At 34.4% G+C, this 19843-nt stretch carries 19 protein-coding genes and 2 pseudogenes; 11 read left to right on the forward strand and 10 right to left on the reverse strand.

What is annotated here, in order from left to right:
• Positions 1–356: 356 nt before the first annotated feature.
• The 8 genes and pseudogenes from ADA55_RS30495 to ADA55_RS12075 all read right to left on the reverse strand — a co-directional run bounded on the left by ADA55_RS30495 (position 357) and on the right by ADA55_RS12075 (position 8883).
• The gene (locus ADA55_RS30495) at positions 357–647 is read right to left on the reverse strand and encodes an anti-repressor SinI family protein (protein WP_048683842.1); all 291 of its coding nucleotides are present in this window, start codon (positions 645–647) and stop codon (positions 357–359) included.
• Between the two features lie 920 nt (positions 648–1567).
• Complete coding sequence (locus tag ADA55_RS30995; RefSeq protein WP_264371002.1) at positions 1568–1696, reverse strand: hypothetical protein; 129 nt, start codon at positions 1694–1696, stop codon at positions 1568–1570.
• A gap of 362 nt (positions 1697–2058) precedes the next feature.
• Positions 2059–3692 (reverse strand): annotated as a pseudogene (locus tag ADA55_RS12050) (spore germination protein).
• Between the two features lie 226 nt (positions 3693–3918).
• Positions 3919–4377, reverse strand: coding sequence for a VOC family protein (locus ADA55_RS12055; RefSeq protein ID WP_048683846.1), 459 nt, complete (start codon positions 4375–4377; stop codon positions 3919–3921).
• Between the two features lie 145 nt (positions 4378–4522).
• Positions 4523–5296, reverse strand: a complete 774-nt coding sequence (locus ADA55_RS12060) for a GNAT family N-acetyltransferase (protein ID WP_065421144.1) — start codon at positions 5294–5296, stop codon at positions 4523–4525.
• A 65-nt stretch (positions 5297–5361) separates the two neighbouring features.
• Complete coding sequence (locus tag ADA55_RS12065) at positions 5362–5745, reverse strand: DUF6262 family protein (protein WP_048683850.1); 384 nt, start codon at positions 5743–5745, stop codon at positions 5362–5364.
• Positions 5746–5751: 6 nt separating this feature from the next.
• Positions 5752–7770, reverse strand: coding sequence for a tyrosine-type recombinase/integrase (locus ADA55_RS12070; RefSeq protein WP_048683853.1), 2019 nt, complete (start codon positions 7768–7770; stop codon positions 5752–5754).
• A gap of 18 nt (positions 7771–7788) precedes the next feature.
• Positions 7789–8883, reverse strand: a complete 1095-nt coding sequence (locus ADA55_RS12075) for a tyrosine-type recombinase/integrase (RefSeq protein WP_048683863.1) — start codon at positions 8881–8883, stop codon at positions 7789–7791.
• A 164-nt stretch (positions 8884–9047) separates the two neighbouring features.
• Here ADA55_RS12075 and ADA55_RS12080 point away from each other — a divergent pair, with 164 nt between their 5' ends.
• From ADA55_RS12080 to ADA55_RS30500, 9 genes and pseudogenes are all read left to right on the forward strand, one after another.
• A complete protein-coding gene (locus tag ADA55_RS12080; RefSeq protein ID WP_048684100.1) occupies positions 9048–9623 on the forward strand; it encodes a hypothetical protein in 576 nt (191 codons plus the stop codon).
• Positions 9624–10037: 414 nt separating this feature from the next.
• Positions 10038–10196, forward strand: coding sequence for a hypothetical protein (locus tag ADA55_RS29345; RefSeq protein WP_153246122.1), 159 nt, complete (start codon positions 10038–10040; stop codon positions 10194–10196).
• A 522-nt stretch (positions 10197–10718) separates the two neighbouring features.
• Entirely contained in the window at positions 10719–11048 is a 330-nt protein-coding gene (locus ADA55_RS12090; protein WP_048684106.1) for a JAB domain-containing protein, read from the forward strand.
• 63 nt (positions 11049–11111) lie between these two features.
• Positions 11112–12188: a tyrosine-type recombinase/integrase gene (locus ADA55_RS12095; RefSeq protein ID WP_048684109.1), complete on the forward strand. Its 1077-nt coding sequence runs from the start codon at positions 11112–11114 to the stop codon at positions 12186–12188.
• A 31-nt stretch (positions 12189–12219) separates the two neighbouring features.
• On the forward strand, positions 12220–12504 hold the full coding sequence (locus ADA55_RS12100) for a helix-turn-helix domain-containing protein (RefSeq protein WP_081088781.1): 285 nt from the start codon (positions 12220–12222) through the stop codon (positions 12502–12504).
• Between the two features lie 7 nt (positions 12505–12511).
• On the forward strand, positions 12512–13861 hold the full coding sequence (locus ADA55_RS12105; RefSeq protein WP_048684116.1) for a site-specific integrase: 1350 nt from the start codon (positions 12512–12514) through the stop codon (positions 13859–13861).
• Positions 13862–14157: 296 nt separating this feature from the next.
• Positions 14158–14616 (forward strand): NUDIX hydrolase, encoded by a 459-nt coding sequence (locus ADA55_RS12110; protein WP_048684119.1) that lies wholly within the window; start codon positions 14158–14160, stop codon positions 14614–14616.
• Positions 14617–14853: 237 nt separating this feature from the next.
• On the forward strand, positions 14854–15279 hold the full coding sequence (locus ADA55_RS12115; protein ID WP_048684121.1) for a cytidine deaminase: 426 nt from the start codon (positions 14854–14856) through the stop codon (positions 15277–15279).
• Positions 15280–15653: 374 nt separating this feature from the next.
• A pseudogene (locus tag ADA55_RS30500) lies at positions 15654–16180 on the forward strand (AAA family ATPase).
• 149 nt (positions 16181–16329) lie between these two features.
• Here ADA55_RS30500 and ADA55_RS12120 read toward each other — a convergent pair.
• The gene (locus tag ADA55_RS12120) at positions 16330–16749 is read right to left on the reverse strand and encodes a universal stress protein (RefSeq protein WP_048684123.1); all 420 of its coding nucleotides are present in this window, start codon (positions 16747–16749) and stop codon (positions 16330–16332) included.
• Between the two features lie 21 nt (positions 16750–16770).
• Complete coding sequence (locus tag ADA55_RS12125; protein WP_048684168.1) at positions 16771–18225, reverse strand: SulP family inorganic anion transporter; 1455 nt, start codon at positions 18223–18225, stop codon at positions 16771–16773.
• A 204-nt stretch (positions 18226–18429) separates the two neighbouring features.
• Between ADA55_RS12125 and ADA55_RS12130 the strand changes: the two genes are divergently transcribed.
• Both ADA55_RS12130 and ADA55_RS12135 read left to right on the forward strand, forming a co-directional pair.
• On the forward strand, positions 18430–18972 hold the full coding sequence (locus tag ADA55_RS12130) for a recombinase family protein (protein WP_048684127.1): 543 nt from the start codon (positions 18430–18432) through the stop codon (positions 18970–18972).
• A 200-nt stretch (positions 18973–19172) separates the two neighbouring features.
• Positions 19173–19796 carry a DUF421 domain-containing protein gene (locus tag ADA55_RS12135; protein WP_048684129.1) on the forward strand — a complete coding sequence of 208 codons (624 nt, stop codon included), beginning with the start codon at positions 19173–19175 and terminating at the stop codon, positions 19794–19796.
• The last annotated feature ends 47 nt before the right edge of the window (positions 19797–19843 follow it).

Below are 19843 nucleotides of genomic sequence, written 5' to 3' on the forward strand. Positions count from 1 at the left end.
TGAGAAATCATCTTCAGACCCAACTTTAGCTCAAGAAGCAATCAAACAAGCTTTTAATGAGATTGCGCAAGCTCAAACAGCAGTAAGCCAAGTGCAAAGTGCATTTTCAGCCCAAAAATCTGAATAAAACACTTAATTTACCCCGAAAACCCCCTGTCCTTTTGGATAGGGGGTTTTCGTTTTTCTAACTTTCCATACAAAACATGAGTATGGTTAATTAAAAACAATCGACCATAGCACCAATTAGGCCATTATAAAGATCTTATATCGCTTCTCCAAATGTTGCAGTCTCCTTTTTTTAATATTGGGGCCACATATAAAAACTGTTCTGATTATTCGAGAGAATTTAAAAATAGTTAGTCTTTATTGACTCTTAATTTTTCTTCTAAAAATTTCTTAAATTCCTCTTTAGTTATATTTGATTTCATTGCTTTTTTTACTAATTCAATCCATTCTTCAGGAAGATCTTGATATCTGTTTTCTTTTGTTGTCATGTTTATCCTCCTTTTTGAGGGGATGCTTTTTTCCCAGTTATCCGTTTTATCTAATAATTCATCAATGTCAAATGTATCGAGATGGAATGGAATTGACTCTTCGCCAATTTCTTCAGTAGCTAAAAGCAATTGGTCAATATCTATTATAGCCAAGACAATTCGCCTCCACTTTTGTTATCTTTACCCTCAAAACATTACGTTTAATAGTTAGTTCTTTTGAGGGTATCTTATAATTTGGGAACTGTTGATGTCAGAGTATTAGAATAATTAGGTGAATGACTAGTCCCAGGATAGTCATCGATCAAAGTCTAAAATTGTGGTTTATAAAGGTGATCACTAAAGGGGAGGTTTTGACGGAGATGCTGGAAATAGAAAAACAAAAAACAATACCGGAAGATTTGTTGGAATTTTCTCATCACATTTTTTTGCATTGGAAAAGTATGAAACGAAGCCCCCTAATCTTGCGGAGCTTTTGAATAATAAATTGGGTTCGGTGGCATATTTTTTGATACACCTAAACTGTTCGTCCCAAGGGACCCGGTTAGTATTTTTAGAGAAAACCAATCATTAACTCTCTGTAGTAGGGACATATTTTCTGTTATCCGGGAATATATAGATACAGTGTCCTTTATGGAATCCATCATCCTCCTGCAGTTAATTCTGTATGGGGCCTATTTTTTTGTGTATAGTGAGTAACACATTTTTCACTATGGGCATAGGATATAGTCCACTCATAGTTTTTTATTTTCACGAAGCCCCCCAATGATATTGCCTAATCTTGCGGGGATTTTCGTGTGTTCTGACAACTGTTTGAATAGTAAATCCAGTTCGGTGGCATAGTAATGTTAAGCTTTTTTTCCCGGGAACTCCAAAGCCCTGTATCAAGCCTTAGAGAAGCCTAATATGTGGTATATTTTATGTTTAATATTGCTTGATTTTATTCTTTAATTTGCACCATACAACGTACAAAAGGATCATGGATTTATCAGAGCGATAAACATGATCCCTTTTTAATGTTATGTTAATACACAGTAGACACAAACTGTGCAGATAGGAGTCCATGAAATAACGAATTATTCTTTTTTAGTTACAAAATTAATAAAGAGAACGAATAGTACTATCCATACGACAATCACTACGATCACGAAGTACCCTGTATTGATGAAATTTTTATAAACCCATGTATCATACATTAATATCACCTCGAGTTCCCCTTAAAGGGAAAAGTAACGAAAGATATAAATAGATGCAGTAATAAAGTGAAATATAAGTATGTAAAGTGAAATTATTTTAACTAAAAACAGGTTTAGCACCTCTCATAATATCAATAAACAGCTGATAAAATTGAAAAATTTTCATTAAACATAAGACTTCTAATAAATTGCAGAATTTTTATTATTCCTATTTTAATTTGTTATTATTCAGACAATGAAAAAATTCAAGTCACAGTCCGAATACACTGTGCTTGTGAAACTATCCTTCCCCGATGGTTCCATACATAAGAAAAGGCTGCTTTAAAGACAGCTCTGATCTTCAGCTAACTCACCCGTTTTGTAAAAGCATGTCACGATTCAGTGCCGTCACCCTTCTTCATGTTAGAAGTCTTCATTCCACGTGATTTAGGAGGCAGTGGCCTTTGATTATCGCCTTCCCTTTTCAAATTATTATTGGAGCTTAAAAATTTGGGTCTGTCTTTATACGCCCACATTGGTCTCCTGAAGAATGTATCGCCTAGTCCTTCCGGGTTAAGTGGAGCTAGTGGTGACATATAAGGAACTCCGAATGAACGTAGGCTACATAAATGAACTACGACGACAAACAAAGCTAAAATCAAACCATAAAAACCCATTGTACCTGCGCAAATGATAAATACGAACCGCAGCAAGCGAGCAGAAATTGCGATGGAATAGGCAGGGGTCGCAAAACTTGCAATGGCCGTGATCGATACGATGATGACCGCTGCCGGTGATACAAGTCCAGCCTGAACTACCGCCTGCCCAATCACCAGAGCACCAACAATGGACATAGTCGCCCCAATGGCTTTGGGCATCCGTAGGCTTGCTTCTCGTAAGATTTCAAATGTTATTTCCATAATGAATACTTCGATAACTGCCGGAAAAGGAACGGGATCCCGTTGCGCTGCAAGAATGATGAGCAGATCTGTTGGAACCATTTCCTGATGATAGGTTGTAGCTGCTACAAAGGCAGCCGGGGCAATTAGCGAAATAAAAAAATAGAAATACGTAAAAAACGTATAGATGAGGCTATATCAAAGCGAGCATAGTAGTCCTCGACAGATTGAAAGAACTGAATAAATAACGCAGGCACCAACAAGACAAAAGGCGTTCCGTTAACAAATATGGCTACCCTTCCTTCAAGGAGACCTCCAGCGACCTTATCAGGTCTTTCTGTATGATCAAGGGTAGGGAATGGGGTCATGACCTGATCTTCTATCAATTGTTCAATATATCCTGATTCAAGAATACTATCGATATTTATTCCTTTTAAGCGCTCTTTGACCTCTTCGACTATTCCTTTTTTTGCAATCCCATTTATATACATAATGGAAACATCCGTATTTGTCACAGTGCCTATTTTCATCGACTCTATCCATAAATCCGGACTGTTAATGATGCGGCGTACCAGGGCTATGTTTGTTGCATTCGATTCCGTAAATCCTTCTCTTGACCCGCGGACCACCGAATTTGTGCTTGGTTCCTGAACGGAACGCCTTTCTCCCCCTTTTGTACTGGCAACCAGGGCTATGTTTATGCCATCAATAAAAATGATGCTATCACCTGATAATAATGACAAAAATAATTTTTCCCAGTCCATGACGGTTTCTACACCGCCGAGTGAAACCACATCTTTAGAGATCACTTCCAGCGCTTCATGTGGAAGTACCTTTTCTTTTAGATGAGGATTTTTCATGATGGACTCAATTAAAAAGTCTGTAACGCTTGGATTATCAACCAGACCCTGCACATACAAAATAGTTGTTTTAATTTGAGGATTTTGACTGATTTTCAACGTTCGGATAATGATATCCGGGCTGCTTCCTGTTTTTTGCTTCACGATATCCAGATTGGTTGTTATAGAGCTGTCAATATTTTGGGTTATTTTACTTATTGATTGATCTTTTTCGTCTGTCTTTTGCTTCTTGCTTTTTTGTCCTTTTTGTTTAAAAAAAGAAACCATAATACCGATCCTCTTTCATTCCTATTTCTTTTTATTCTGTCCAAAAAAAACTTTTTTATGGATAACACCATTCGCAACTTTACTATTAGATCTAATATTTAGGTAATCCTTATGGAACTAACCTGCCCCGTTAGTGCCATAAGAAAAAGGTTACCTCAGCAACCTTCCTTATTGAAGTAAAGCAATTTTAGTTGAAGTATTTTGTGAATATTATTTCAGATACAAATTATATTTCGTTTATTTGTTCCCATTCACTTAAATACATACGTTGCTTAATTTTTTTCGGGTTTTCTAGTTTACAAATTAATTCTAAACTGTTTCCGTCTAGGTCATTAAAATGAATTTTAGCATGTGCATATTCTTCGTGAGGCATTACAAAAGGCTCAATAGGATCAAACCCAAAGGCCTCTCTTGGCTTATAACCTTTATTTTCAAGCCAAACAACAGAGTTTTTTAAATCGTCTAATGTTACTTGAAAAGCAATATGTCTTATTGATGGATGATACTCAACTTCTACTTTATCTGTTTCCCATAACCCCAACCAACTTTTATCTTTTTCAATCCATAGAAAAGCCAATCTGTCATCAACCTTGTGATCAAATTGCAAACCAAGTCCTTCATAAAATACAATTGAACGATTTAAATTACTTACTGGTAAATGTGCTTCGTATAAACCTTTTATCATTGATATAGCTCCTTATATTATAAGTCTCTTTTACTTTCTTTTTCTTTATGCAAATATCCTGCCCCGATAGTTGCATAAAGAAAAAGCTGCCTAAAAGACAGCTCTGATCTTAAGCTAACGCACCCATTAGAGAAATAAGTCCTTTTTACCTTCTAACGAATAATGAATATTCTATCGGATTTTCGAATCCTAATCTTTCAGCCAGCTTTATCGATGCAAAATTGTTAACATCACAATCCCAGTTGGGTTTCAAATTTCTTTCAATACAATGTTCAATGAATATTTCTGCAACATTTTGAGCTAAGCCCATTTTTCTATACTTATTTTGAGTTGCAATATCAATTTCAGCAAATTGTGATGAACTAAATATAGCTGTACACTCACTTACAACGGTATCATTATGTAGCAAACAATAACCAAAACCATTCTCAAGAAATTTTGATACTGAACCCCAATATTCATTATAATAAGATTCATTAAATTCCAGACTTTCAGTAATTATTTTTTCATCTATTCTCTTTACTATAAAATCTTTAGGAACTTTTACTTTATTTATTGTTGAATATGTATCCTTATTAAAATGAAAAGAATATCTATGCATTTGTCTTAAGTCTTTTCCAAACAACTTATTTATAACTTGATTCCATTCTTTGGATGGAGAAAACAAAGTGAATCGCTTTTTATCATTTTTTCTGCTTCTATAAATTTCTAAAAATACGCTGTCAAGACCATTGTTCATTTCGTCTCCACCAACAACAAAAATACCTGAATCAGTTCCAATTAAAACTGTTTTCTTCAATTCATCCATATAAACCTGTCCAGGAATATAATTATCTAATACAGAGTAAGCAAATGTTGGATAAGTTTCTTTATCCTTTTTTTTCAGTAAATTTATGGCCTTTTTAAATTCATTATTCACACACTGGTTCCCCCTTTTTTTGATTATTCCTCATACTTGTTGTACAAGTAACAGTACCGATGCGTTTATATATTGTTATAAATTTTGCCGTAGTTGATTTTAACCTTATCTTTTAGTTCCTGACATTCTTTTTCTAATTCTTTTACTCTCTTGCGTAGACTAGCAATTATCACGTCTTTAGATTCTTCTGATACATTTCTTTTGACTTGTTTAATGCTCAATATACCTTCCTGTTGGCTACGAAGATATTCAATCCTTTCTTTAAGATTTGGGCTTTTATAAAGGTAGGTTTTAGAAACCCCAGCGTGTGTTGATACTGAATTGAAATTTATTTTTTGTTGAGTTTTGATCATTTGTTTTATGGACTGTTCGACTTTTTTTAGTGTTTTTTCCTTTTTTTCTTTCGCATTATTTATAAGTCCAGATACATCAGGCTTTTGATTGCCCATTGTTGTTTAAACCTCATTTCTTTCTTTTTTCATATACTCCCTACGATCCTTGCTTAAACCGTAAATACCATCGCCCGCCTCAAGCGAAGATGCAATTTCCTTATAACGTTTTAACTTCGGCTGTATCAATTCAATGGATCTGAGCCTATTCGATTTTTGGTAAAGCTCAATATCAGATTCAATTTTTGAAATTTGCTCTTTGTAGTAACTCAAGAATGTATGGTCCGCATGGAAACTCCTACAATTATTTTTTATGCAGGGTGGTTCCAACGTTTGTTCCAAAAAGTCACAGGTTAGTTTTGGACTCTTAATACAAAAACCATGATCCAACCTAATAGAGTCCATGTTATGTCGTATCCACTCAAGTTCTAAGCCATTTTCTTTTGCCTGACCTTCTAAATCTGCTTCAATAATGTTGCCATTAGGAGAGAGCATCACAGCCCCTTTAGATCGCGCTTTCTCCCACTCGTCCCTTAATGTATTATCATGAAATTGTGCATAAATTAATGTCATTTCCGGGCTTGCATGAGCCATCAACTTTTGTAAGTGTAGGATGTTCATCCCGTTATTAATCATGTTCACTCCATATCTATGTCTAAAGGCATGATTTTTTATATGAAAGATTTCTCCTGAACTGTCCCTAATCTGACAACGATGGGTAAGTTTGTTCAAGTTATCGTTAAACACTTTTGCCGAAATCGGAAGACTTTTTCTCCTCCCGTCTATATTTGGAAAAAGGAGGTCTCTTTGATTTGAATCTGATGATTCAGTATCCATTAATTTGACCTGAGCATGTATTACATCTGCTATATCATCAGTGATGGGGATTTTATGATTAGTATAGTTCACTTTTCTTTGATCTCCGACTAACCACCAGCCGTCACTTTTCTTTTCTAGACAGTCTTTCTTCAATAAAAGGGTGTCGGATATACGGAACCCAGATGCTTCAAGTACTAACAGAATTGGGACATAATGAGCATTTAATTCAGAAAGGTTTTCAAGAATCTGTTCCCAGACATCGTCAGGTATATACTTGATATCTTCGGCTTTCAACCGTTCTTTCTTTGGAAAATCTTCCGGGAAAATCAAGTGATTTATCGGCTTCTTGGGTGCAAAATCCCATTCCAGCCTTTGGATATAAGATACGTAGGCTTGCACTTCGTACAAATATACTCTAATTCTGTTTTTCATTTGTTCTTCGATGGTATTTTTGCTGTTTCCTTTGAGTGGTAATGTCCGTAAATGCCCCATAAAAGACAAGATGTCATTACGTGACAATAAACTCAAGTCATCCCATTCAGGATATCTTACAGCGATAAATTTAAAAAATGCTGATAGGGGAGGGAGTATACTTCTTGACCGAGCGAAACTTAAGTTTTGCTGTATGACCATTCGTTGCTCCAGGTATTTTTTAACCCATTTTCGAAACGGTGTGACAACCGTTTCGAAAGAAATAGTGTACTCACCTCTAGTCTGGTTAAAATCAATGGGTAATTTGCGGACATCCCATCGGTCTTTTTCAATTTCAGTTCTATTATCATAATAATCTGAAAAAAACTCGTATATTTGATTATAGAGATTGATATATATTGAAGCTTTTATGTATTCTTTATTACCAATTGCGTTTTTTCCGTGAGTAACTATGGGCAAATTTCGCGAAGCTAAAAATGTGCGGTATTCTAAAAGAAATTTATCCTTGTTGATATCGATAATCGAAATTGAATTGGGGTATTTTAGAGATATAAACTTAGCCAATGCTTTAACGGCAGGATAATATCCGTCCCAAAGAGATGTATGGCGATAGGTTTTATTTTGTAGTCTTACTGAAAAATAAAACTTTACTTCGTTCCGAATGTTAGGATTGCTGATTTTTGCAAAATTCATATTTCTCGCCTTAAATTTCATCTGGCCTGAATACTTGATAGGACATTGTTCTATATTCCATACATCTTCGGCCCAATAACCAGTTAGATTTTCTATCATGTAACTGACTTGTTTAGCTAATCGAAAAGTATCTATATGCATAAAATCCTTCTCTCACTGTTATTCTTTCTTGGTGTTTCTGTTCTTTATTGCTTGAGTGTAACTTTCGCGAAGTTGATCTTCATTTATATGTACATATGTATTAATGGTGGTCTGGACCTGTGCATGACCTAATAGCTTTTGTATGACGGAAATTTCTACACCTTTCGCATGTAGTTCCGATGCAAAAGTATGTCTTAACATATGAGGGGTAAAATCTATTCCCGTCTTTTTCCTGATTCTTTTAATCATCGATTCTATGGTGTTCCGGCTTAGTGGGTATCCTTTGTTAGGACCTTGTAATTTTATGAATACATGGTTAGAGTCTACTTCATTTGCATGGTAATCAATTAGGTAGTCTTGGAATAGATTCATCGTTTCTTCGCTTACAAAAACGATTCTATTTTCACCAGCAGCCGTCTTTGACTTTTTAACTCTAATAGTGTTTTTTATAATATTAAAATCTTCGATTTCAAGCCCAATCGCTTCCCCTATACGTAAGCCACCCTCATATAATATTCGTATTAATAATTCATCTCTTACGTTAGTACAATTGTCATTTATAGTTTGTACTTGTCCTTGTGTTAATGTCTTTATCTGCCTTTTTGTTTCTTTAATCTTTAATATATTTTTGTCTATTAATCTATTTTTTGATATATGATGCAAAAATGGTTTGTAGTTTCTATTGCGTGAGGAAATCTTTTTTGTGCTAGCTTCCTTTAATCCATTCTCATACATGTTCAGCCGGTCTAAAAAATCATAGAAGGACATTACACAGGTTAATATAGTGTTGATTGTTCTCTCAGAACGAACCGAGTTAATTGGCCTTATCGTAGTGATTTTTTCTGACTTATGAGAAGTTCTTAGCCAACCTATGAATTTAGCTACATCTTCAATGGAAATGGACTCGTAGGATAATTCATTTTCCACTAAATACTCAAAATATAGTTTCAAGTGATAACAATAAGATCGTAAAGTATTAACTGATCTTCCTATGTTATCCATATACTTCAAGTATTTAATTACTGGAATGACTGGCTCTCCTCCACCGTCAACTAATATGTAACGGTTCCCTTCACCCTCAATTTTATTAATTGTTATTTCATGTACTTTCATATGCATCACCAATCCACATAGTATCAATTATGATAATCATTGTCTACTTTGGTAACTATATCCACTGGATATATATAATGATTAAACACCGTAGAAATTCCCCTATATACACTTATTTATGATTACTATTAATACGGTGTATTTTTGTGGTATAAATAAAAGCAATGATGGAAAGATTTCAATCCAAGAAATCAGAACTCACAATTCAATATTGCGTATTTGACCTACTTTATTATAATGGCCAAAATGTAACTCATTTACCTCTATATGAGAGGAAAGAGCTGCTTGATAAGATAGTGGAAGATACCGATATGATTAGTAAGGTTCGTTGGATGTATGGGAACAGCCCAGCTTATTTTGAGTTAGTAAAGCAGCAGGGACTTGAAGGAATCGTCCAGAAGAAAGCCAATTCAAAATATGAGATTGGCAAAAGATCACATGATTGGCTAAAGGTTATTAATTATCAATACACTGATGCAGTCATAACCGGATTACGAAAAGATGAATTTGGATTGCTGCTGGGGATTAAAGTAGATAACCGAATAAAGCCTGCTGGAATAATGGAATTTGTCACTCCTGTAGCAAGGAAGCAGTTCTATAATCGATATCAAGATTTTATTGTAGATGAAAACAATAAATTCATTTACTTGGATCCAAAGATTAAATGTAGAGTTAAGTTTAGAAACTATACAAAGAATGGTTTGCTACGCATTCCATCTTTCGTTGAATATATATTATAAGCGTCTATCCATTGGGTAGGCGTTTTTATGTTCCAAGCAAGCTATGAAAAAATTAGGCATTACCCCTGTAGTTATTTTTATATTTGAAGGGAAATGGAATTTTTATATTGAGAAAACTAAGTCAGCAATTACACGTCGTATGGGTTTAAACCAGAAAATATATTAGTTGATTAAGATGAATAATAAAACCATGTTATTTAACCTAACATGTCATTTGATTTTTTTTCAATTACCAATTATATTTATAAAAATCCTTCACTTAAGTCTGTCTAAATCCCAGAAAAGAGAGTAATTTTATTGAAGTGTTTAGTTTGAAAAAAGAAAAATAAATGGGGAAATAAACATTTATTTGTTTAACATTTAAAAATTAGTGCTCTTTGGTTAAAGAAAATGATAAACAAAGGTGGGTTTAAGATGGGGTTGTTAGGTAGGGTGGTATTTTTAAAAAGATTACGAGAAGAGCTGTTGGAAAAAAGAAAACAAGGAGCTACTGAGCTTCAAATTGATGAAATTGACAAGCAAATACGGAAGATTAATCTAGAGATACAGAATATGAGAAAAATGATGGAATAAACATTTTCATAATTTTCCGACTTGAACGATGAGTTTATTTTGTTTTGTTGACCATAAATAGAGCGTTTCTACAACGCCATACCGAACGAGCCGGAAACCGTAAGAATAAGGGGTTAAAGGATTAATAGAATAACAGGTCACAAGGATAGCAGCCGGCCGGCTGCTTTTTTTATTGTTTTTTCCCTTTGCCTTCCGAATCGTAAAACAGCGCAGGCCGGCTAACCTCCCAGCCGGTAGGACACCCGAACCTTTCCGGCTGGAAGCTAAGGCGGCCAGTCCATCAATCAAGGGGCAAAAAACTTTTTGATTAAGGGCGCTATCGCAACATCAAAAACTTTTTGTACTTAATCCCTTGACCGATTGCCTATGCGTGTTTTTCGTTCTACATGTCAAAGGGGAAAAATAATCCCCCTTTGGGGAACTAATTCGCTTCGCAAGGCAAATGAAAATAGGAAAGAAAAGCCCACCAGAGAAAAACCACAAGGCAACAAATTAAAAATAAAATGAAAAGGAGTTTTGGAAATGGAATTAACCCCAATTTTTGAAGTGGTCAGAATCAAGCAGGAAATCAGGGAAACGGTCGAACCGTTTGCGGCTTTTCAAATACGTAAACCAGAAGATGCCCGAGAATTAGCCGCCGCGCAAATCGCAAACGAGGACAGGGAAGTGTTTCTTGTCATGATGCTCAATACGAAAAATCATGTTGTAGGGCTTCATCGGGCCCACGTGGGAAGCCTGAATGCGAGTGTCGTCCATCCTAGAGATGTGCTGAAATGCGCCATTTTAAACAACGCGGCTTCTCTTATTGTCAGCCATCAGCACCGGAGAAAGGATATGTTTCTTTTTTATTAATCTTCTGATATATTAGGTGTTAACTAAAATTATTAGGTAATGCCTAAGATGTGAGGTTATTAAATGGGGAAGCAACCTTTTTTATCTGTAATCAGCAATAAACAAGAAATATACTATCCTACATATGAAGAATCGAGAGAATACCAAGCAAAGTTAATGGGGTTATGGGAACAGCAACAGCGTGTTCTAGGATATACGGAGCATACCATAGCTCTTGGAACAAAATGCTTGAAGGAATTCTTAGATGTATCAAATAAGTTCATATGGGAAGTTACAATGTCCGATGCAGATAAGTTTTATTTAGGATTGGTCGGAAGAGGACTAGCATATTCGACTAGAAGAAAATATCAATCCACTATTTCTACATTTCTAGAGTATTTAAAGACAAGGCATGGTCATGAAATATGGGAGAGGTATAAAGTACAAGTTCCTAACTTATTAGATAAATTTAACCGTTACTATCATAGAAAAGATGATCATAATGGTCAGGTAATACCTCCAAAACCTGAATTGCTTGCTAGATTTTGGAATGGTATGAAGGAGGAAATGAAAACAGCTAGAAAATACTCCACTGTTGCGAGAGACTATACCCTTTTTAGGATGTTAGAATTAACAGGTTTAAGAACACACGAAATAATTATGATGGATGTAAAAGACTGTAGGTTCGACTTAGGTGAAAAAGGTAAAATGCATGTTCGTTTTGGAAAAGGATCTAAGGGGTCAGGATATAAGCGAAGATGGGTACCGATGTTAGATGATGTAGATATACTTCTGAGATGGTACTTAGAAAGGGTTAGACCTCTTTTCACTACCGAGACTGTGGGACCTTTATTTTTATCGGAAGGTGGATTAAGGTTAAATAAACACACAGCTCGAAAGAATTTAGCGAGAAGGCAAGAAAAGATGGGTTTTACTAAGGAAGAGATTTTTAGTCCTCATCAATTACGTCATTCATTCGCAACTCGTCAGACAGAACTTGGTGTGGACTTATTAACACTAAAGGAACTGTTAGGTCATGCCGATGTCGCAACGACATTTAACTACTCTAATCCTGGTTCAGATCATTTGGAGAAAAGAGTGAGGATGGCTCAGGAAAAGTGGCAAAATCAATTATTAAACTTTAATAAAAAGGGTGAATGAATTGGCGATTGAATGGAGATTAAGAAAAGTCATGGCTGATAGTGGAATATGGTCTGGTGCTGAGTTGGGTAGGCTATTGGAGGATAAAGCAGGTTATAAACTATCTCCACCTTCAATTAGCGCATTATTAACTGGTGAGCCAAAGCAAGTAAAGACGCAAACAATGGATGCACTGTGTACTGCACTAGAGTGTACTCCAAATGATTTATGGAAACATACTCCTACACCTGTGAAAAAACTTGAAAGGCCAATGAATAATAAGTTGGCAAAGGCGGTTAATGAATCCATTTCTGAAGACAAGCTTCCACCAATTTAGGAGAATAATGAACAATTTTACTTGCGTATCCTGTGGGAGAAAACTAAATCCGTCACAAATTAATAAAAAAACAACCGTCTGTCAAAATTGTTTTGATAAAGCTCGTGTAGAGAGAATCCAAACTGAAGATTTTCTTAAAGAGAATTTCACAAAAACATGGAGTGCAACAATATTTAAAAACTATGTTCTATATTTCAAAGAACTAGGTATTGGTGTATCAACAATTCGTAGGCACACTAGTAAGGTGTTACAGGTTTTACAAGCAGCTGAAAATGAGCTTTTAAGACCTTCTGATATTAATGAAGGCTGGCTGGTATCTACATTAGAAAAAATTCCTAATTCAAAGGGAGTTAAATCAAGTCTATTTAATTTTTTAATTAAGGAAGGCTATTTAAGCTTTAACGCAGATGAGGGAATTCTTAAGGGCATTAGAGAGCTTTTAAAGCAAGTCCCAAAAGGATTTATGCGTCTATTGGAGATATATTTCAACGAAAGAATGGAGCTTAGGAATAGGCAAGTAAAGTTTAATGCGAGGAATCCATTATCCCTTTTAACAGTAAAGGCAGATGTAGAAATATTTATAAGATTAGTCCGATGGTTACAAATCAACTGTAAACATATAGAATCTTGGGATAATGTTCAACAAGAAGATATACATGAATTTCTATTAACTTTAACACCTAAGCATCGTGAGATTGTGAGGAAAGATTTATTAGTTCTCTTCAAGTTAGCCAAAAGAAAAAGACAAATAACCCATATACCTATCTTGGATATAAAATCTAGGGAGCTTCCTCCAACTATCGAGCCTTTAACCTTTGATGAGCAAGTAAGAGTGGCTAAAGTAATAAAAAGTCGCCTCTATGAACAACCCTTAGAGTGTTTATTGACAACCCTATGTTTTTATCATGGGTTATCTTCTTCACATATTAGAAACATAAAAATAAGTGACATAAAGGTTGATTTGAAGGCAATTTACCTTAATGAGAGATCCCCTGTTTATTTATCTAATGATGAACTAATAGTAATAAATGAATACATTAAACAAAGATCGAACATTAGAAATGTACAGAATAAGTCTTTTTTAATTTTAGGTTCGAGTTCATCAGAGGTATACCAGGATCGTCCAATCAATAGCACCTTCATTGCAAGAAAGGTAAAGGGTTTTTGTGGTTTTACACCTAAGTCTCTAAGAATTACTTGTTTTAGTATGATAGCAAGCAATTTTGGACCACAAATACTCGTCGAAGGGTTTGGCCTATCATTAACACAAGCTTCAAGATATGGGAAGCTAGAGGATTATCTTTTAGAAGAACAAATAAGATCTGAACGTGATTTTATTAAGGAAAATGGGACTTAACTTTTAATTAAGAGGTGATCTAGTTAATGGGGAAATCAGTAATGATTGAGCAGTATAACCCGTTTTATATGTTGTTTCTTGATAATGTAGGATTTTTTCTTATTTAGCAATCGGCCAGATTGTTAAGTAAGGAGTTATGTTAGGACTAACGGGTACTTTACTTCAATAAGGGAGTTGCTTAGGCAGCTCTCTTTCTTATGGAACTAACGGGGCAGGATAGTTCAACAAGGAAAATGTTTATTTAGAAGAGAAAAAGTAGTGAGGAGTATTTAAATATTAATGCTGAGGAGAAAAGAATGGCTCAAAATGGGATTGTTTTAGTAGTTAGTGTATCAATATTCAAAGATGGAGAAGTTTTAATGATAAAAGAAAATAAACCCAGTGCAATGAATAAGTGGAATTTTCCTAGTGGACGAATTGAGTCTGGTGAAGACATTCTCTATGCAGCCCGAAGGGAAGTAAAAGAGGAAACAGGGTTTGATGTGGAACTTACTACCACTACTGGTATTTATAACTTTATCAGTAGTGCTGGTAATCAAGTTGTTCTTTTTCATTTTACTGGAGAAGTTACTGGAGGATCATTAGATATTAAAGAAGATGAAATTATAGACTGTAAATGGGTAAATATGTCTGACCTCGTGAACTTTGATAATGAAGAACTTCGTGATGCAGGTGTTATAAAACAAATAGGAAATAGTCTAGTTAATAAAAGTTTCTATTCAGTAAATATCTTTAATCAACAATTAGGTAAATAAATATCCTTGTTGAACTACATGTGCGTTAGCTGAAGATAGGAGCTGTCTTTAAGGCAGTTTTTTCTTTATGCAACTATCGGGGCAGGTTAGTTCAATAAGGATTTTTGGTAAAAAAATGATGATATCTTAAATTTTTCATAAAAAAAAACACTTCTTAAGTTAGAATATAGAGATACTTTAAATAAAAAAATTAAAATATAAGTGGGTAAACAAATAAGAAAAATTGAGGAAAAAATTATGAAAACTTATCCTTTAACAGAAAATGATTTTAAATTAATTGATGAAGCTAAAAGTAAAATTACTCACCTCTATGAAGATGATAGGCATCATGTGGGAGCAGCGTTAAAAACAAAGTCGGGAAATATTGTTTCTGCGGTACATATAGAAGCATACATTGGACGGATTACAGTATGTGCTGAAGCTATCGCGATTGGAAATGCAATTTCAAACGGAGAAAAATACTTTGATACAATTGTTGCCGTTAGACATCCTTATTCAGATGAAAAAAATAGAGAGTTAAGAGTAGTTAGTCCGTGTGGGATGTGTAGGGAATTAATCTCCGATTATTCACCAGATTGTTTTGTTGTTTTAGATATAGATGGCGAGTTACAGAAAACTAAAATTGGTGAACTAATTCCACTTAAATATAGTCGAGAATCATAAATAAAAAACCTTAATGAACTAACGGGTGCGTAGTTCATTAAGGATCACAAAACTCTTTTTATAAAGTAATCAAGAAGATTAAAAATATATGTTGTTCGAAAAAGGGGAGGGTATAGATATTGCCTTCCCCTTTTTGTTTACAGATAAAATTTGTATGACTGTATTGTTTATAATGTACTCGATTTTGTATCTCAAAACAGTTTAGAGATTGAATTGGTGCGGTTTTGAGTGGCTTAAAAACTCTATGTACTCAAATTCACGTCCCCAATGTACTTATCTTTGTGTCTTCGTACAACTAACGGGGTAGGTACTGAAAGTTGGAAGAGGACATTCCAATAAATAAATAGAATAAATTTGATATACAGAGAACTCTAATGACGGTGGTGGTCTTATTGAAAAAAATTCCAAATAAAATACATATTATAGGTTCAGTTGGTAGTGGAAAAACAACCTTAGCAAGAGAGTTATCCTCTAAGTTAAATATCCCACTGAATTAGATAATGTTATTTGGAAAAGGTATGAATCTGGAGATATTAGAAGAACTGAAGAAGAACGAGAAGAACATTTTAATACTATTATTCATTCTGAAACATGGATTGTAGAGGGGGTTCATAATGAAGAATGGGTGTCTAATAGTTTTCGTAATGCGGAATTAATTATTTTCTTAGATACAAATTATTCAGTGAGAACCTATCGAATAATAAAAAGATTTATCTTACAAAAGATTGGATTAGAAAGGTCAAACTATAAACCCACATAAAATATATTTTTTAAAATGTTTAAGTGGAATAGATACTTTGAAGAAGTAGGGAAACCAAATTTCTATAATAAATTTGGGATATACAAAAATAAGATATTAGTTGTGACAAATACGAAAGAAATTAAAAATTACTTCAACTAACATGTGCATTAGTTAAAGATCTGAGCTGTCTTAAGGCAGCCTTTTTCTTATGGCACTAACGGGGCAGGATAGCTCAATAAGAATAGATTAGAGTGAAAAAAAGTCCGACCTATTTGGTCGAACTTTTTTTTTACTATGGCTCTTAGATATTATTTCACTACAAGGACAGGACATTTAACACGTTTAACCACCTTATGGCTCACACTACCTAATACCATTTCTTGAAGTGAATTTAATCCTCTGCTACCTATGATAACTAAATCAAATTGTTCTTTATTTGCATAATCCACGATGGAAGGCCCTGGTTCACCGTACAGCATTTTTATACCATAGGATATATTATTTAATTTTAATTGTTCTTCAGCAGGTAGGAGTTTCATTCTTCGAGAAAGCTCTAATTCTTCTTTCCCAGAAGAATGAAGGATGTCTTTTTTGGATTTTGAGATATCTACCACAAAAACAGCTTCTATCTGGCATTCACTGGACAATGAAGCAATTTTTATAGCTTCTTTTGTTGCTCGCATTGAATTTTCTGAACCATCTAATGCTAATAATATTTTCTTATACATTATTTCACCTCTGAAAATAAATTAGTGTGCGGGCATTTTTTTATTGGAATTATTATTATAGATGGCTAATTTATCTACAATCTTTTTACTAGCAGAATCTAGTCCTTTAATTGTAACGCTGTTATTTTGTTCACGGTATTTTATGACGACCTTATCGATTGCTCCAACGGCTGAATCGTCCCAAATATGAGAATTTGAAAAATCTATTACTACGTTACGGTTTTCGACAGTAAAATCAAATGAATTGACAAACCCTTCAACAGAAGCAAAAAACAATTGACCTTCTACATTAAATAATAATCCGTTTTTGTGCTCTTCTTTAGCCACTTTTATTCGTGATATTTTAGCAACAAAGAAAATAGCACTTAGGATAACCCCAGCAATGACACCTTTTGATAAGTCGTGGGTTGATACAACAATAATTACAGTTACAAGCATAACAGCAGCATCACTTTTTGGTGCTTTTCGTAAATATGAAAAAGAAGACCAATCAAACGTGCCAATGGATACCATTATCATAATACCTACTAAAACAGGCATTGGAATTTGTACAACTAAATCGCCTAATACAATAATTAAAAACATTAAGAACAAACCAGCAATAAGGGTAGATAGCCTTCCACGTCCACCTGATTTTACGTTAATAACGGATTGGCCAATCATCGCACATCCAGCCATTCCACCAAAGAAACCCGTAATGATATTAGCGATTCCTTGTCCTCTAGCCTCTCTGTTTTTATTACTATCTGTATTCGTCATATCATCAACAATTGATGATGTGAGAAGTGTTTCTAATAAACCTACGATAGCTAAAGCTAATGAATAAGGGAAAACGATCGCTACTGTTTCAAATGTAAAAGGTACATTTGGAATAAAGAATTCAGGTAATGACCTTGTAATAGCACCTAAATCTCCAACGGTCCGCAAGTCCAAGTTGGCATAAATTGCAACAACTGTTAAAGCAATGATCGCAATCAATGGGGCTGGAATGGATTTAATAAATCTCGGCAATACATAAACAATGACTAAAGTTATTGCCACAAAAACGTACGTCATATTTGAAATACCTAAGAAATGAGGTACTTGAGCCATAAAGATTAAGATGGCTAATGCATTTACAAAGCCGATCATAACAGCCCTCGGAATGAACTTCATTAATTTTGCTACTTTAAAAACACCAAAGATAACTTGGATAACCCCTGTTAAAATAGTAGCTGCGAGTAAGTAGTTCAACCCGTGTTCTTTTACTAAAGGAACCATAAGTAAAGCCATCGCTCCAGTTGCAGCAGAAATCATTCCAGGTCGCCCACCAACAAAAGCGATAATGACGGCTATACAAAAGGACGCATATAAACCGACCATTGGATCTACCCCTGCAATAATTGAAAAAGCAATTGCTTCTGGAATTAAGGCTAATGCGACAACAATTCCTGCCAGTACGTCTCCCTTAACATTTGAAAACCATTCTTTTTTCATTTTGTTAATCAAATTTTCTCACACCCTAATATTTATTTATGAATATTAACCCCAAGTAGAAATTCAATAAAATGAGTGTAGCACCAATCTTCCCAAAATGGAACCTTTTTAAAACTTGTAATTTAAGTTATATTTTTGGGAGAGAACTAATTAATGGTATGATGTTATGGAAAGATCATTAATATTCAATTAGGAGAAAATATAATGTTAATAGGGTATACGAGACCATATTACGAGGATTCAAATTGTGAAAACCAATTGAATCTGTTAAAAAACTCGAAGTGTGAAATTATTATAACTGAGGAACACTCTTCACCTAAAAAAAGAATCCAATTAAAAAATATGATAAATGATTTACAAATAGGCGATGTTATTATTGTTGCTAATCTTTTTGCGCTTGCTGATTCTACACGACATTTAGTGGAGCTACTGGAGGAAATAGAGTCAAAAGGTTCCTATCTTCATTCGCTTACGGAACAGATTGATACGAGGAAGAAAAATAGCTATTCCTTTCTTACTATTGCCCAACATTTAGTTGCATTTCAAAGCAATGTAATAAGTGAAAAAACAAAAATGGGACTTAATGAAGCGAAACAAAAAGGGAATATTGCAGGTCGTCCACGAAAACCTGATGAAAATGTGCAAAGAGCAATTGATATGTACCAAAGTAAAAAATATACGTTAAGTGATATAAAGAATGAAACAGGCATCAGTAAATCTACTTTATATCGTTATTTAGAAAACTAACATGTTAATGAACTAACGGGTGCGTTAGCTGAAGGTTAGAGCTGTCTTTAAGGCAGCTTTTTCTTTATGCAACTAACGAGGCAGGATAGTTATACAAGCATAGTGTATTCGTACTGTTCTGTACTGATAATTTCAATAACCGCATAGAAAAATCAAATACACTAATACTAATATGACTTACAATTAGGGCGGTGATATTTATGGATATTAGCTTAATATGGAAATCCATTTTAATCATTATTTTCGGTGTTTTATTAATCCGTTTTGCAGGTAGACGATCAATCTCCCAAATGACAATTTCCCAAACAGTCATTATGATTTCAATCGGTACACTTTTAATACAACCTGTAAGTGGGAAAAATATTTGGGTTACTTTTGTTATTGCATCAATACTTATAGCTACTTTACTGTTAATCGAATTTATTCAAATGAAATGGGACTTTACCGAAAAAATATTTACGGGTCGTTCAAAAGTCGTTATTGAGAATGGTACATTAAATGAAAAAAATTTAAGTAAATTACGTCTTTCAGTAGACAAACTAGAAATGCGTTTGCGACAAAATGGAATAGAAAATATAGAAGATGTTCATTGGGCTACGCTTGAGCCTAGTGGTCAATTAGGTTATTCCCTCACCGGTAAAAAGAAGTTTGCTACTAAGGAAGATATCGATAAAATTCACGAAATGCTGTCCCATCTTATATCACAGAACGATATCAGTATTTCACAACTACAATCGAAAAATAAATCAAAGGAATCAAGTTCTAATCTCTTTTCGGAAATAGAGGGAGGGCACTCGCCTTCGCAGCCTGACCGTCTCGAGTAGAACTTCATTACTTCACAGTTTGTGTTTATTCAAACTGTGAAATTAGC

Origin of the sequence: Bacillus sp. 220_BSPC (genome assembly GCF_001054655.1) — a bacterium.
Taxonomy (GTDB): Bacteria; Bacillota; Bacilli; order Bacillales; family DSM-1321; genus Peribacillus; species Peribacillus frigoritolerans.

Excerpts from the sequence above, each read along its gene's own strand:
- ADA55_RS12055 (WP_048683846.1), bottom strand. The coding sequence starts at position 4,377 with ATGATAAAAGGTTTATACGAAGCACATTTACCAGTAAGTAATTTAAAT.
- ADA55_RS12065 (WP_048683850.1), bottom strand. The coding sequence starts at position 5,745 with ATGGGCAATCAAAAGCCTGATGTATCTGGACTTATAAATAATGCGAAA.
- ADA55_RS12070 (WP_048683853.1), bottom strand. The coding sequence starts at position 7,770 with ATGCATATAGATACTTTTCGATTAGCTAAACAAGTCAGTTACATGATA.
- ADA55_RS12075 (WP_048683863.1), bottom strand. The coding sequence starts at position 8,883 with ATGAAAGTACATGAAATAACAATTAATAAAATTGAGGGTGAAGGGAAC.
- ADA55_RS12080 (WP_048684100.1), top strand. The coding sequence starts at position 9,048 with ATGATGGAAAGATTTCAATCCAAGAAATCAGAACTCACAATTCAATAT.
- ADA55_RS29345 (WP_153246122.1), top strand. The coding sequence starts at position 10,038 with ATGGGGTTGTTAGGTAGGGTGGTATTTTTAAAAAGATTACGAGAAGAG.
- ADA55_RS12090 (WP_048684106.1), top strand. The coding sequence starts at position 10,719 with ATGGAATTAACCCCAATTTTTGAAGTGGTCAGAATCAAGCAGGAAATC.
- ADA55_RS12095 (WP_048684109.1), top strand. The coding sequence starts at position 11,112 with ATGGGGAAGCAACCTTTTTTATCTGTAATCAGCAATAAACAAGAAATA.
- ADA55_RS12100 (WP_081088781.1), top strand. The coding sequence starts at position 12,220 with ATGGCTGATAGTGGAATATGGTCTGGTGCTGAGTTGGGTAGGCTATTG.
- ADA55_RS12105 (WP_048684116.1), top strand. The coding sequence starts at position 12,512 with ATGAACAATTTTACTTGCGTATCCTGTGGGAGAAAACTAAATCCGTCA.
- ADA55_RS12110 (WP_048684119.1), top strand. The coding sequence starts at position 14,158 with ATGGCTCAAAATGGGATTGTTTTAGTAGTTAGTGTATCAATATTCAAA.
- ADA55_RS12115 (WP_048684121.1), top strand. The coding sequence starts at position 14,854 with ATGAAAACTTATCCTTTAACAGAAAATGATTTTAAATTAATTGATGAA.
- ADA55_RS12120 (WP_048684123.1), bottom strand. The coding sequence starts at position 16,749 with ATGTATAAGAAAATATTATTAGCATTAGATGGTTCAGAAAATTCAATG.
- ADA55_RS12125 (WP_048684168.1), bottom strand. The coding sequence starts at position 18,225 with ATGAAAAAAGAATGGTTTTCAAATGTTAAGGGAGACGTACTGGCAGGA.
- ADA55_RS12130 (WP_048684127.1), top strand. The coding sequence starts at position 18,430 with ATGTTAATAGGGTATACGAGACCATATTACGAGGATTCAAATTGTGAA.
- ADA55_RS12135 (WP_048684129.1), top strand. The coding sequence starts at position 19,173 with ATGGATATTAGCTTAATATGGAAATCCATTTTAATCATTATTTTCGGT.